A 13,793-nucleotide genomic window follows, 5' to 3' on the forward strand; every position below is an offset into this window, starting at 1 on the left:
ATCCTTTGCATTAGAGAACGGGTCCGGGATGCTCCCGTAACGCCGTCAGCAAAGCCGCGGCACTGGCGCCACGACAATCCACAACTTTTTCGGCCCCGGCGGCACGTGCCAGCTCGGCAACCCTGGGGCTTGGCACAAACAACGGCAACCGCGCCAATTGCGGCCAGGCATCGCCGGCCATCTGCCGCAGGTGCTCAAAACCCTGTCCACTGCTGACCACCAGCCCGTTCAAGCGTTCCGCCCGGATCCGCCCGGGCAGCGCCGCTGGCGGATAGTGCGGCAGTTTTCGCCGATACAACTCCAGGTACTCGACACTAGCACCTAGCTCACGCAAACGCTCAGCCAGCAGCTCGCGCCCACCCTCCCCGCGCATGATCAGCACCTGTGGATCGGCCCGTGCGATAGCCTCGCGCAGCCGGGGAAGTTCAAGCAAGGCTTCGCTGTCATCGCCCTCAACCGGGAAGCTGACGTCCACCCCGTGAGCCTCGAAGATCTGCGCAGTCGCCGCGCCCACGCTGAACCACTGCAGGCAAGGGGGTTGCGACCAATACTGGCCGAGCAGGTCCACCGCCATTCTAGCGGCCGGCTTGCTGACTACAATCACCGCGCAATAGCGCTCCAGGTCCTGGATCACTTCACGCATTGTGTCAGAGACAGGAATCGACTCGATCTCCAAAAGCGGCAAGCTGCTGCTGAAAATCCCCACTTGCGCCAAAGCATTGCTTAGCGCCGCTGACTCGTCCGAGGGACGCGTCAGTAACAGGCGCCAGCCGGTCACTCGTGACCCGCCTCGCCGTAGACCGCTTTCAGGATGTCGTTGGCGCCCTGGTTCAGCAGGTCTTCGGCCACTTGCACGCCCAAGGCTTCGGCATCACGGCGTGGCGCACGGGCTTGTGCACTGAGCAGCAGACCGCCGCTCGGATCGCCCACCAGGCCACGCAACCAGATCTGCTCGCCTTCAAGTACGGCGTAACAGGCGATCGGCACCTGGCAGCCGCCATTGAGGTGCTTGTTGAGGGCACGTTCGGCGGTGACGCGAGTGGCAGTGTCCTGATGGTGCAGCGGCGCCAGCAAGGCGTGGATGTCGCTGTCGACGCTGCGGCATTCGATCCCCACTGCGCCTTGGCCACCAGCCGGCAGACTGTCGTCGACGCTGATGGCCGAGGTGATGCGATCTTCAAAACCGAGACGAATCAGGCCGGCGGCAGCCAGGATGATGGCGTCGTACTCGCCGGCATCGAGCTTGGCCAGCCGAGTGTTGACGTTGCCGCGCAGGAAGCGGATTTCCAGGTCCGGGCGACGGGTCAGCAACTGGGCCTGGCGGCGCAGGCTGGAGGTGCCGACAATGCTGCCCTGGGGCAACTCATCCAGGCTCGCGTAAGTATTGGAGACGAATGCATCGCGCGGGTCTTCTCGTTCGCAGATGCAGAACAGACCGAGGCCTTCGGGGAAGTCCATCGGCACGTCCTTCATGGAGTGCACGGCGATGTCGGCTTCGTTTTCCAAAAGCGCGGTTTCCAGCTCCTTGACGAACAGGCCCTTGCCGCCGATTTTCGACAAGGGCGAGTCGAGCAGTTTATCGCCACGACTGACCATGGGTACCAACGTCACGAGCAGTCCGGGATGAGCCTCTTCCAGACGGGCTTTGACGTATTCGGCCTGCCACAGGGCGAGAGCACTTTTGCGGGTGGCGATGCGGATTTCGCGAGAGGACATGGATCAATCAATCCGTACTGAATAGATACGGCGGATAATAACAGCTCAGCCAAATCCACTTTGACTTGTATCAGGTAATGCCTGCCCTCCCTGGCCCCGGATGTCCGGCAATCGGGTGTGAAGTTCGCCTGGGACCGGCGAGTTAAAGCTGTTGCATCATTTTGCGAACACCCGCCACATGGCGGCGGCTGACGATCAGCGCATCACCGTTCAAGCCTTTGAGGAACAGCTGAAAATGTCCCAGAGGCGTGCGTTGCAGGCGTTCGATTCGCTCGCGGGCGACCAGCGCATTGCGGTGGATGCGCACGAAACGGTCGCCGAATTCATCTTCGAGGGCCTTGAGTGGCTCGTCCAGCAGCACCTCGCCGCCTTCATGGCGCAAGGTCACGTATTTATGATCGGCAATAAAGTAGACCACCTGACCCAACGGGATCAGTTCGATACCTTTGCGGGTACGGGCGCTGATATGACTGCGAGGCCCGCTGCCACTCTCGGCAGCCGGGCGGGTCAGGGCGGCGAGCTGGACACGATTGGGTCGCTCGGCTTTCTTTAACGCTTCATGTAACTGTTCTGTACGCACAGGTTTCACCAGATAGCCTACGGCGCCTGCCTGTAAGGCTTCCACGGCAAATTCATCGGGCCCTGTGCAAAACACCACGGCTGGCGGGGTTTCGCGTTCGCACAATCGTGCAGCCACTTGCAGGCCATCGAGGCCTGGCATGCGGATATCGAGCAACACGATATCCGGCTTGTGGCTGTCGATCAGTGCCAACGCCTCTTCGCCGTTCGTGGCGCTGGGCTCCAGGACACTGTATCCCTCGAGTTCGCCGACCATTCGGCTCAGGCGCTCGCGGGCCAGGGGTTCGTCATCAACGATCAGGACATTCATATTGCGCTGGATTCCTGCGTGAGTCTCGCACAAGGATAGCGTAGACAGGTGAAGTGACGTCCGTCACCGCGATCCACGCTAAGACTAGCGCGAGGGCCAAAAAGTGCCGCCGGTCCGACGGCTAAATTTTCATCTGGCGTGCGTTTGGCGGCCCGGGCCCGCACTGGCGAGGCATCGCCACAGGGTTTTCTGATACACAATATGAACACCCCTCTTTTTATAGGCAGCTGCAGCGCCCGGAAGTGCGCTGATCCTACTGTCCAACTGTAGACGGTTGCCGGGACGATATTGCTCAATTGAAAAATATCGTTGCGCAATTTGCGTGTGGCTTGCCTCAAGTATGGGCCGACGCTTCAAGAAAAACCTGTCGACCAGTGTCAGCGACAGGATTGGCAACCCTGTTATTATCCGCGACAGCTTTCAACGCCATCTTTCTTCAGCCGATACGAGCGAATTCATGAGCACTGACAAGACCAATCAGTCCTGGGGCGGCCGCTTCAGTGAACCCGTCGACGCCTTCGTCGCCCGCTTCACCGCCTCCGTCACCTTCGACCAGCGCCTGTATCGCCACGACATCATGGGTTCGATCGCCCACGCCACCATGCTGGCGAAGGTCGGCGTGCTGACCGATGCCGAGCGCGACAGCATCACCGATGGCCTGAAGACCATCCAGGGTGAAATCGAGGCCGGCCAGTTCGACTGGCGCATCGACCTCGAAGACGTGCACATGAACATCGAGGCGCGCCTGACCGACCGCATCGGCGTGACAGGTAAAAAGCTGCACACCGGTCGCAGCCGCAACGACCAGGTCGCTACCGATATCCGCCTGTGGCTGCGTGACGAGATCGACCTGATCCTGAGCGAAATCACCCGCCTGCAACAAGGTTTGCTGGAACAGGCCGAGCGCGAAGCCGGCAGCATCATGCCCGGTTTCACTCACCTGCAAACCGCGCAGCCGGTGACCTTCGGGCACCACATGCTGGCCTGGTTCGAAATGCTCAGCCGTGACTACGAGCGCCTGGTCGACTGCCGCAAGCGCACCAATCGCATGCCATTGGGCAGCGCTGCGCTGGCCGGCACGACCTACCCGATCGATCGCGAATACACCGCGCAACTGCTGGGCTTCGACGCGGTGGGTGGCAACTCGCTGGACAACGTTTCCGATCGAGACTTCGCTATCGAGTTCTGCTCGGCGGCGAGCATCGCGATGATGCACTTGTCGCGTTTCTCCGAAGAACTGGTGCTGTGGACCAGCGCCCAATTCCAGTTCATCGATCTGCCGGACCGTTTCTGCACCGGCAGCTCGATCATGCCGCAAAAGAAAAACCCGGACGTACCCGAGCTGGTGCGTGGCAAGACCGGCCGCGTGTTCGGCGCGCTGATGGGCCTGCTGACCCTGATGAAAGGCCAGCCTCTGGCCTACAACAAGGACAATCAGGAAGACAAGGAGCCGCTGTTCGACGCCGCCGACACGCTGCGCGATTCGCTGCGGGCCTTTGCCGACATGATCCCGGCGATAAAACCCAAGCACGCGATGATGCGCGAAGCGGCCCTGCGCGGGTTCTCCACCGCCACCGACCTGGCCGATTACCTGGTGCGTCGTGGCCTGCCGTTCCGTGACTGCCACGAAATTGTTGGCCATGCGGTGAAGTACGGCGTTGAAAGCGGCAAAGACCTGGCGGAAATGAGCCTGGAAGAACTGCGCAAGTTCAGCGACCAGATCGATCAGGACGTGTTCGCCGTGCTGACCCTGGAAGGCTCGGTGAACGCCCGTGACCACATCGGCGGGACTGCGCCGGCGCAGGTCAAGAAGGCTGTAGTGCGCGGCCAGCAACTGCTCGCCAGCCGCTAAGCAGTCAAAAGCATCGTCGGAACGCCGCCCGGAGCAAGCTCGCTCCCACAGTGGATCGGTGTTGAACACACATCTTGTGAACACCAAAAATCCATTGTGGGAGCGAGCTTGCTCGCGATGACTGACTTCAGATCACTACAAAACCTATCTCTTGGAAGCGACCATCGCCATAAACGCCGGCATCGCCGCGTCCTTGTCCGCCGCGATCCGCTGCACATGCGGATTCTGCTCCAGACGCTCCAGCAGTGCCTTGGCCGCCGGCATCTCCGCCAACAGATCGATATCAAACAGCTTCTGCGCTACCGCACAGGCCAGCGGCACGCTGTACAGGAAATACAAATCCGCCACGCTCAAACTGTCACCCGCCACATAAGGGGCGAACTTGCCGTGCCTGCCCAGGGAGGCAAACCCCAGCAGCAGTTCAGCTTTGGTCTTGTCCTTGATCGCCTCCGGCACCGACATGCCGAAAAACGCTTCGGGATAACAGGCGCGACCCGGCAACTCGATGTACAGTTCAATCTCCTTGGCCAACGCCAGCACCTGCGCCCGTTCAAAAGGATCGCTCGGCAGCAATGGCGTGCCTTTCTGGCTTTGCTCGATGTACTCGAGAATCACACTGGTTTCGTTGATGAAACCCTGTTCCACGCCCAGCACCGGCACCTTCCCGCGCGGGCTGATGGCTAACGCTTCGGCGCTCGGCCCCGGGTAAAACAGTACTTCTTCAAACGGCTGTCCCTTCTCCAGCAACGCCAGCTTGACCATGTTGTAGTAGTTGCTGACACAAAATCCATAAAGCTTGAGCATCACATAGCCTCCAGGCCGTGCAAGGGGTTGGCAGGGCCAGTTATAGAACGCCTGGGCGTTTCTCGCTAGCAGCATCACAGCGCTGAATGCAGGTAAACTGGCCGTCTTTTCTTAAGGAGCCTGCCATGAGCGAGCCAAACGATATCGACATCGACGACGAAGAGTTCGCCGAAAACACGCTGGTCGAAGCCATCGAAAACCAGATCGAAAGCGACAATCCGCCAGCAGCCAAGGCGACTTTCAACAAGCTGACCCTGGTGGGTTACGAGCGTGAGGAAATCCTCAACCTGATGGCCCATGTACTGGCGGTGGAAATCGACGCGATTCTCGAAGAAGACCGCGCGTTCAACACCGAATGGTATGAAACTGCGCTGCGTGCATTGCCGGAGTTGCCGCCAGAAAAGAAGTAAGAGCAAAGATCAAAAGATCGCAGCCTTCGGCAGCTCCTACGGGGGGATCGCATTCCAGGTAGGAGCTGCCGAAGGCTGCGATCTTTTTATTTCAGGCAACCATTTTTCCGGCCCTGACTACACTGGAAGCTGTCTCGCTCCTGCAAAGGCGAAAAAACCCTGTCGCGAGCACTGGACATGCCGCACGAGTGGGCTCACCTTAGGGGCGCTGTCGTCCAATTCCTAGAAAGTCTGGAGTCCTTATGTCGCTTACCCCTGAGTTGGTTGCCGAACTGGAAATCCTCGCACTCTTCAACCTGGACAGTTCCCAGGAAGGTTTGAAAATTCATCAGACCGCTGCCCCGAAAGCCATAGCCGCCGCCCAACGCCTGTACGAAAAAGATCTGATCGACCAGCCCGATGGCGGGTATCTGACCAGCCTGGGCCGTGACGCCGCGCAAAATATACAAACCGTGCTGACTATTCTGAGCGTCCAGGAAACAGCCTGAGTTTTACCGCGTCGCCCACGGAAACCCCTGCTACGGGATTTCCGTGGGCACACTTTGTTACCTGCACGGCTACTGTGCAGCTACCTGTCGTGCCCAACGATGGAAATCTGACGCCAGAAAAACAAAATCAGCTTAAAAGTCCAGGGGCCGAGGCGCTAGACTGCCCCTCATCCTGAGGCCTTCCACGTCCGGACCCATCGAGCCGGTTTGAGCTGACATGACCCACCCCCATGAAATCCGCCCCGACCTGGAAGAAGGCATCGACCGCAAGGTTCTGAGCCAACTGCGCGCACGGTTCCTGAAGCTCAATGAAGGCCGCATGGCACGCGCCATGGGAGGACTTTCAACCCGCCAGCAAGGCGTGCTGACCCTGCTGCCGCTGTTTTTTCACGTCAATCATCCGCTGCTGCCAGGTTACGTTTCCGGCAGCACGCCGGCCGGATTGTCGAACTACGAACCGAACGCCAACGTCCTCGCCGAAGCCCAGCGCCTGACCCGCTCGTTTTCCTATAAACCGCGCCACGGCAGCAATCCGCCCCGACCGATTCACGGCCTGTTCCTGATGGGCAGCCTCGGCACCCTGGCCCAGGCCGATCAGAGCGACATGGACGTATGGGTCTGTCATGCACCGGACTTGAGCGAAAGCGAACTGACCGAGCTGCGTAAAAAGTGCCAGCTGCTCGAAACCTGGGCCATCAGCCAGGGCGCCGAGGCGCATTTTTTCCTGATCGACCCGGCCCGCTTCGTGCTCGGCGAGCGCGACCATCAACTGAGCTCGGAAGACTGCGGCAGCACCCAGCACTATCTGCTGCTGGACGAGTTCTACCGCACGGCGATCTGGTTGGCCGGACGCACGCCAATCTGGTGGCTGGTACCGGTTTACGAAGAGGTCGCCTACGAACGCTACACCCACGCATTGCTTTCCAAACGCTTCATCCGGGCCGACGAAACCCTGGACCTGGGGCATCTGGCGTACATTCCGCCCGGCGAATTCGTCGGCGCCGGGCTGTGGCAGTTATTCAAGGGCATCGAATCGCCGTACAAGTCGGTGCTCAAGCTACTGCTGACCGAGGTCTATGCCAGCGAACATCCCAAAGTCCATTGCCTCAGCCTGCGCTTCAAACACGCCGTATTCGCCAACCAGCTCGACCTCGATGAGCTGGATCCCTACGTCATGGTTTACCGACGCCTCGAGGAATACCTCAGCGCCCGTGACGAGCCGGAACGTCTGGAGCTGGTACGGCGCGCGCTGTATTTGAAGGTGAATCGCAAGCTCACCGGCAGCAGCAGTCGCAGCGCGAGCTGGCAACGCTCGCTGCTTGAGCGCCTGACCCACGAATGGCACTGGGATCAGCGTCAGCTGGCCCTGCTCGATAGCCGCAGCCAGTGGAAAGTCCGCCAGGTCGGCTCGGAGCGCCGAGCCTTGGTCAATGAGCTCAATTACAGCTACCGCTTCCTGACCCGGTTCGCCCGCAACGAACAAACTGTCAGCCTGATCAATAAACGCGAGCTCAACGTGCTCGGTCGACGTCTGTATGCGGCCTTCGAGCGCAAGGCAAACAAGGTCGAGTTCATCAACCCGGGCATCGCCCCTGACCTGGCCGAAGACACCCTGACCCTGGTGCAGGCGCCGAACAGGAAAGAGTCCGGGCAAACTCAATGGGGTTTGTATAACGGCAGCCTGACCGCCAATGAGTGGGAGCATTTCGCGCCGATCAAGCGCAGCCGTCAATTGCTGGAGCTGCTGACCTGGTGCCACCGCAATGGCGTCATCGACAGCAGCACCCGCCTGGCCTTGCATCCCGGCAGCAGCGACCTGAGCGAGTTCGAACTGTTCAACCTGCTCGGCAGCCTGCAACAGAGCATCACCCTGCCCCTGGCGACCGTCGCCGAAGAGCCGCTATTGCGCGTGAGTGTGCCGAGCGAAGTGCTGATCCTGGTAAACGTCGGCATCGATCCGCTCAAGCACCACCGCGACCTGAATATCCTGATGACCACCGAGCGCACCGATTCCCTGAGTTACGCCGGGGTCCGGGAAAATCTGGTGCTGACCCTGGACCAGGTCACGCTCAACAGCTGGAACGAGGTACTGGTCAGCCGTTTTGATGGCCCCCATGCCTTGCTCGCCTGCGTACGCGATTACCTCAACAACCTGCCGAAGGGGCTGCAACAGCCCAGGCTGCGGGTTCATTGCTTCTGCCACAACCGTGCGCAATTCATCGCCCGGCGGGTCGAAGACATTCTCGACACCGCGCAGAACCTGTTGCTGAGCGAACTCAATCATCGCTACCTGATTCAGGTCCAGCAGCATTTCCACGTGCTGGAACTGGTGCCCGGCCATGTCAACCACGTCGTCCTCGCCTCGCTGCCGGCGCTGGTCGAATACCTGGGCGCAGACCTCGCCAGCTACAGCCCGTTGCACCTGGACCCGATGGCGCTTGAAGACCAGGATCTGGCGCTGGTATTACCGATGGGGCAGCCGGAATGCGTTCAGGTGTTCTATCGGACCAGCGAGTTCCACGCCGATCTGTATGTACTGGATGAATTCAATGCCCTGTGGCATCAACGTTTGCCCTACCACGATGAGCAAAGCCTGCTGGTGCCGTTGCAGAGATTCCTGCAATCGATCCAATACCGGCGCGAAGCCTTGCTGCCGATGGACGCTGCCCAGTCCCTGAGCCTGGACACCTTGTATTTCCAGCTGCTGCCATCGGGCCCCGTGCGAGCCCGTCGGGTCGAAGCCCGGCCGGCGCCGCAAACCCCGGTCAACGATCCGTTCTACGATGTGCAGGCGATCGTCGGCAAAGCCGCACCGGGGCAGGTGCAGATCACGTTGTATTGCAATCAGCGGGAGTTTTCAGAGCTGGAACATGGCGACCAGCTGTTCAGCGTGGTCGCCAGGGAAATCGTCGGGCAGCGCCGCGAGACCGCGCGCTACCGTTGCTACATCACCGACCTGGACCTGTCCGGTCTGCTCGGTGATGGTCAGCGTTCAAGCAATCTGTATTTGCGCTACAAGGCCGATCTGGAGCGCGCATTGAACGAGGCGCTCGAGCAGATCTGAGGGGCATGTCATTCCGGGAAGGAGCCGCCATTGGCAGGCTGTGATTCGACTTCCAGCAGGGTCAGCTTGAGGGTCTTGCCGCCCGGAGCCGGCCAATCGATATGCTGGCCAACCTTGAGGCCAAGCAATGCGCTGCCTACCGGCGCCAGAATGGAAATCTTGCCTTCGTCGGCATTGGCATCCTTGGGGTAAACCAGCGTCAGGTGGTAATCCTTGCCGCTGCTCTCTTCACGGCAATGCACACGGGAATTCATGGTCACGACATCGGCGGGCACTTCATCGTGACCGACCAGGGTATCGGCGCGATCCAGTTCGGTTTGCAGCGCGATAACGCCCGGCAGCGTGTCATCCAGGCTGTCGATCAGGCGCTCCAGACGTTGTACGTCCAGACGGGTAAGGGTGATGGAAGGTGCGGTCATGATCAGGGCAGACTCCTTTCTTCTGCACGAAAAAAGCAAAACCCCGCCAGAAAAAGGCGGGGTTTTCACGAGCCTCGATGGGTTGAGGCGTACCCGGACACTATCACAGCTCAATAAATATACAAGCCGCCACTCGGCGGCGTAGGAGCTGCCGAAGGCTGGGATCTTTTGATCTGGTTTTTAATCGATCGGGAATCGCTGAATATCAAAATCAAAAGATCGCAGCCTGCGGCAGCTCCTACAGGGGATTGGCGGTGGCCTTGCGATAGGAGGCCTGGGTGCAGATAACCCGTCGGCGCTCATCATCGGCCGAGCGCCATTCGCGGATGTCTTCGACATGGCGAAAACACCCAAGGCAGACCTTCTGCTCATCCAGCCGACACACACCGCTGCACGGCGAAGGCACCGCCGGGCTGACATTGCTGTAGAGCGGTTTGGGCGCACGAACGGGCGCAGGCTGGGTCACGACCTTACAGACCTTCGAAATCGAGTTCGACGTCAGCCTGCTGCTTGACGATGCGCTCGAGCATTTCGCCCAATTGCTCTTCGCTCTTGTCGCACATCCAGCGCTCGCTCTCTTCGTCATAGTCGAAGTGGAAGCCACCGGACACTGCCGCCAGCCACAACTGACGCAACGGCTCCTGGCGGCTGAAGATCAGCGCCGTGCCGTTTTCGAACTTGACGGTCAGCACGCCGGCCGAACTTTCCAGATCGATATCCAGGTCACTCTCGTCAAAAATATCCTCCAGCGATTGCTGGGTGGCATCGACCAGATCGTGGAAACGGGCTTCGGTCAAACTCATTGCGGCAACCTCAAAAAGTGTCTACTCACGCTCAAGCGCCGCAAGATACGGGCGAGCTCCGGTGAATGCAAAGGATAACGATCAAGCGCCGATATAGGTACATCAAACATCGCCCCTGTGGGGGCGAGCCTGCTCGCGAAGGGGTTGGCACATCCAACATCTTTGTTGACTGAACCACCGCTTTCGCGGGCAAGCCCGCTCCTACGGGGGATTGCACCTGGCTGGCCGGCATCGGGTATAGGCCCGCCGGACGGGAGCTCCGTTACATAGGCAAGCTGCCGGGTGGCCGGTATACTCCGGCGCAATTAACGCATTTTCAAGGATTTCGCCATGAAGCGCCTGATCTCTTCCTTTGTTGCGCTCGCTTCGCTCGTCGCTTTTGCCAGCCTGTTATCGGCCTGTGGTCAAAAAGGCCCGCTGTACCTGCCTGATGAGAACCTGGATCCTGTCGAGCAAGCCAAATCGTCGCAACAGCAGCCTGCGTCTAAAGCCCACAAGCACGACGTCTACCAATAAGGGAACATCATGGACGCTTTTAACTACCGTGACGGTGAGCTGTTCGCGGAAGGTGTTGCCCTGTCCGCCATCGCCGAACGCTTTGGCACGCCGACTTATGTCTACTCCCGTGCCCACATCGAAGCCCAGTACCTGGCTTACGCCGATGCTCTGGCCGGCACGCCACACCTGGTCTGCTTTGCGGTCAAGGCCAACTCCAACCTGGGTGTACTGAATGTCCTGGCGCGTCTGGGCGCCGGTTTCGACATCGTCTCCCGTGGCGAGCTGGAACGCGTATTGGCCGCTGGCGGCAGCGCCGACAAGATCGTGTTCTCCGGTGTCGGCAAGACCCGTGACGACATGCGTCGCGCCCTGGAAGTCGGCGTGCATTGCTTCAATGTCGAATCCACCGACGAGCTGGAGCGCCTGCAGGTTGTCGCCGCCGAGCTGGGCGTGCGTGCACCGATCTCGCTGCGCGTGAACCCGGACGTCGATGCCGGCACGCATCCGTACATCTCGACCGGTCTTAAAGAAAACAAGTTCGGTATCGCCATCGCCGACGCCGAAGATGTGTATATCCGCGCCGCGCAGTTGCCCAACCTGGAAGTGGTCGGCGTCGATTGCCACATCGGTTCGCAACTGACCACCCTGCCGCCATTCATCGATGCTCTCGACCGCCTGCTGGGCCTGGTCGACCGCCTCGGCGATTGCGGCATCTACCTGCGCCACATCGATCTCGGTGGTGGTTTGGGCGTGCGTTATCGCGATGAAGAGCCGCCCTTGGCTGCCGACTACATCAAAGCCGTGCGCGAACGTCTCGACGGTCGTGACCTGGCGCTGGTGTTCGAACCGGGCCGTTTCGTCGTCGCCAACGCCGGCGTGCTGCTGACCCAGGTCGAGTACCTCAAGCACACCGAACACAAAGACTTCGCCATCGTCGACGCGGCCATGAATGACCTGATCCGCCCGGCGTTGTACCAGGCTTGGATGGACGTCACCGCCGTGCGCCCGCGCACTACCACAGCCCGCGCCTACGACATCGTCGGGCCGATCTGCGAGACCGGCGACTTCCTGGCCAAGGATCGTGAGCTGGCCCTGGAAGAAGGCGACCTGCTGGCTGTGCATTCAGCCGGTGCCTATGGGTTTGTCATGAGTTCCAACTACAACACCCGTGGCCGTGCCGCTGAAGTGTTGGTGGACGGTGATCAGGCATTTGAAGTGCGTCGCCGTGAGACGGTAGCCGAGTTGTTTGCTGGCGAAAGCCTGCTGCCGGAGTAAAACCATGCTGCTGCGTTTTACCAAGATGCACGGCCTGGGCAATGACTTCATGGTCCTCGACCTGGTCAGCCAGCACGCGCATATTTTGCCCAAGCACGCAAAGCAATGGGGTGACCGGCACACCGGAATCGGTTTCGACCAGTTGCTGATCGTCGAAGCGCCGAGCAATCCGGACGTGGATTTCCGTTATCGGATTTTCAACGCCGATGGTTCCGAAGTGGAACAGTGTGGCAACGGTGCGCGCTGTTTCGCCCGCTTTGTGCTCGACAAGCGCCTGACCGCGAAACGGCAGATCCGCGTCGAAACCAAAAGTGGCATCATCGAGCTGGATATCCGCAGCGACGGGCAGATCGGGGTCAACATGGGCCCACCGCGCCTGGTGCCGTCCGAGATTCCGTTCGACGCAACGGAACAGGCCCTGAGTTATCGGGTTGATGTCGAGGGTACTGCGATCGAACTGGCCGCCGTGTCCATGGGCAACCCCCATGCAGTGCTGCGGGTCAGCGACATCAACAACGCACCGGTGCATGAACTGGGGCCGAAAATCGAACACCATCCGCGCTTTCCTTCGCGGGTCAATGTCGGTTTTCTCCAGGTCATCGACCGCAATCGTGCGCAGCTGCGCGTCTGGGAACGCGGGGCCGGGGAAACCCAGGCTTGCGGAACCGGCGCCTGTGCTGCCGCAGTGGCCGCGATCAGCCAGGGGTGGATGGATTCGCCTCTATTGATCGACCTGCCCGGCGGGCGCCTGTCCATTGAATGGGCCGGTCCTGGCGAACCGGTGATGATGACCGGCCCGGCAGTGCGCGTTTATGAAGGACAAGTGCGTCTTTGAGAGAGTCAAATCCATGAAAGATAAGCCTAAGGTTCCCGCCCTACAGCCCGACGAATCCCCTTCCGAAAGCCTTGAGGCGGCGGCGATTGCCGCGTACCTGGAGGCTCATCCGGATTTTTTCGTCGAACACGAAGAACTGCTCCCGGCCTTGCGCATTCCCCACCAGCGCGGCGACACCGTATCGCTGGTGGAACGCCAGATGACCATCCTGCGCGACCGCAACATCGAGTTGCGTCATCGCCTCTCGCACTTGATGGATGTCGCCCGCGACAATGACCGTCTCTTCGACAAGACCCGCCGCCTGATTCTCGCGCTGATGGACGCCACCAGCCTGGAAGACGTGGTGATCAGCGTCGAAGACAGCCTGCGCCAGGACTTCCAGGTGCCCTTTGTCAGCTTGATCCTGCTGGGCGACAACCCGATGCCGGTAGGCCGCTGGGTGACCCATGCCGATGCACAGACGGCCATTGGCGGCCTGCTCTCGGAAGACAAGAGCGTCAGCGGTAGCCTGCGTGAGCACGAACTGGACTTCCTGTTCGGCGAAGAACAACGCAAGCAGATCGGCTCCACTGCGGTCGTCGCCATCAGCCATCAAGGCATCCATGGCGTCCTGGCCATCGCCAGTCGCGACCCGCAGCACTACAAGAGTTCGGTCGGCACGCTGTTCCTGAGCTACATCGCCGAAGTCATGGGCCGCGTGCTGCCACGGGTCAACAGCTCCCTGCGCACGGTACGCTGAT

At 60.3% G+C, this 13,793-nt stretch carries 15 protein-coding genes and 1 pseudogene; 8 read left to right on the forward strand and 8 right to left on the reverse strand.

Going from position 1 to position 13,793, the window contains the following annotated elements; genetic code table 11:
• Positions 1-10: 10 nt before the first annotated feature.
• From ACA067_RS31715 to ACA067_RS31730, 4 genes and pseudogenes are all read right to left on the reverse strand, one after another.
• Positions 11-778, reverse strand: a complete 768-nt coding sequence (locus ACA067_RS31715; protein WP_497459971.1) for a uroporphyrinogen-III synthase — start codon at positions 776-778, stop codon at positions 11-13.
• The gene (gene hemC, locus ACA067_RS31720; protein WP_497459972.1) at positions 775-1,716 is read right to left on the reverse strand and encodes a hydroxymethylbilane synthase; all 942 of its coding nucleotides are present in this window, start codon (positions 1,714-1,716) and stop codon (positions 775-777) included. Before hemC ends, ACA067_RS31715 begins: the two co-directional genes overlap by 4 nt.
• A 142-nt stretch (positions 1,717-1,858) precedes the next feature.
• A complete protein-coding gene (locus ACA067_RS31725; RefSeq protein WP_497459973.1) occupies positions 1,859-2,605 on the reverse strand; it encodes a LytR/AlgR family response regulator transcription factor in 747 nt (248 codons plus the stop codon).
• A pseudogene (locus ACA067_RS31730) lies at positions 2,602-2,718 on the reverse strand (sensor histidine kinase); the annotation flags it as partial. The pseudogene ACA067_RS31730 and the gene ACA067_RS31725, both read right to left, overlap by 4 nt.
• Positions 2,719-3,062: 344 nt before the next feature.
• On the opposite strand from ACA067_RS31730, the gene argH reads away from it, so the two are divergent.
• Positions 3,063-4,457, forward strand: a complete 1,395-nt coding sequence (gene argH / locus ACA067_RS31735) for an argininosuccinate lyase (protein WP_497459974.1) — start codon at positions 3,063-3,065, stop codon at positions 4,455-4,457.
• Positions 4,458-4,601: 144 nt separating this feature from the next.
• Here argH and ACA067_RS31740 read toward each other — a convergent pair whose 3' ends face one another.
• Positions 4,602-5,261 carry a glutathione S-transferase family protein gene (locus ACA067_RS31740; RefSeq protein WP_497459975.1) on the reverse strand — a complete coding sequence of 220 codons (660 nt, stop codon included), beginning with the start codon at positions 5,259-5,261 and terminating at the stop codon, positions 4,602-4,604.
• A gap of 125 nt (positions 5,262-5,386) precedes the next feature.
• Here ACA067_RS31740 and ACA067_RS31745 point away from each other — a divergent pair, with 125 nt between their 5' ends.
• The 3 genes from ACA067_RS31745 (at position 5,387) to ACA067_RS31755 (ending at position 9,223) form a co-directional block, all read left to right on the forward strand.
• Positions 5,387-5,671: a hypothetical protein gene (locus ACA067_RS31745; protein WP_497459976.1), complete on the forward strand. Its 285-nt coding sequence runs from the start codon at positions 5,387-5,389 to the stop codon at positions 5,669-5,671.
• Positions 5,672-5,913: 242 nt separating this feature from the next.
• Entirely contained in the window at positions 5,914-6,159 is a 246-nt protein-coding gene (locus ACA067_RS31750) for a TIGR02647 family protein (RefSeq protein WP_150748704.1), read from the forward strand.
• A gap of 217 nt (positions 6,160-6,376) precedes the next feature.
• A complete protein-coding gene (locus ACA067_RS31755; protein WP_497459977.1) occupies positions 6,377-9,223 on the forward strand; it encodes a class I adenylate cyclase in 2,847 nt (948 codons plus the stop codon).
• 8 nt (positions 9,224-9,231) lie between these two features.
• Here ACA067_RS31755 and rnk read toward each other — a convergent pair whose 3' ends face one another.
• The 3 genes from rnk to cyaY all read right to left on the reverse strand — a co-directional run bounded on the left by rnk (position 9,232) and on the right by cyaY (position 10,445).
• Positions 9,232-9,642 (reverse strand): nucleoside diphosphate kinase regulator, encoded by a 411-nt coding sequence (rnk, locus tag ACA067_RS31760; protein ID WP_150798695.1) that lies wholly within the window; start codon positions 9,640-9,642, stop codon positions 9,232-9,234.
• Positions 9,643-9,880: 238 nt separating this feature from the next.
• Complete coding sequence (locus ACA067_RS31765) at positions 9,881-10,108, reverse strand: DUF1289 domain-containing protein (RefSeq protein ID WP_497459978.1); 228 nt, start codon at positions 10,106-10,108, stop codon at positions 9,881-9,883.
• 4 nt (positions 10,109-10,112) lie between these two features.
• Positions 10,113-10,445 carry an iron donor protein CyaY gene (gene cyaY, locus ACA067_RS31770; RefSeq protein ID WP_497459979.1) on the reverse strand — a complete coding sequence of 111 codons (333 nt, stop codon included), beginning with the start codon at positions 10,443-10,445 and terminating at the stop codon, positions 10,113-10,115.
• Positions 10,446-10,775: 330 nt separating this feature from the next.
• On the opposite strand from cyaY, the gene lptM reads away from it, so the two are divergent.
• The 4 genes from lptM to ACA067_RS31790 are packed head-to-tail and all read left to right on the forward strand — an operon-like array spanning position 10,776 to position 13,792.
• Positions 10,776-10,961, forward strand: a complete 186-nt coding sequence (gene lptM, locus ACA067_RS31775) for an LPS translocon maturation chaperone LptM (protein WP_497459980.1) — start codon at positions 10,776-10,778, stop codon at positions 10,959-10,961.
• A 9-nt stretch (positions 10,962-10,970) separates the two neighbouring features.
• Positions 10,971-12,218: a diaminopimelate decarboxylase gene (lysA, locus tag ACA067_RS31780; RefSeq protein WP_497459981.1), complete on the forward strand. Its 1,248-nt coding sequence runs from the start codon at positions 10,971-10,973 to the stop codon at positions 12,216-12,218.
• 4 nt (positions 12,219-12,222) lie between these two features.
• Positions 12,223-13,053, forward strand: a complete 831-nt coding sequence (gene dapF / locus ACA067_RS31785; RefSeq protein WP_497459982.1) for a diaminopimelate epimerase — start codon at positions 12,223-12,225, stop codon at positions 13,051-13,053.
• Between the two features lie 13 nt (positions 13,054-13,066).
• Positions 13,067-13,792, forward strand: coding sequence for a DUF484 family protein (locus tag ACA067_RS31790; RefSeq protein ID WP_497459983.1), 726 nt, complete (start codon positions 13,067-13,069; stop codon positions 13,790-13,792).
• Position 13,793: the final 1 nt, after the last annotated feature.

Source organism: Pseudomonas sp. LBUM1674 (assembly GCF_059695635.1).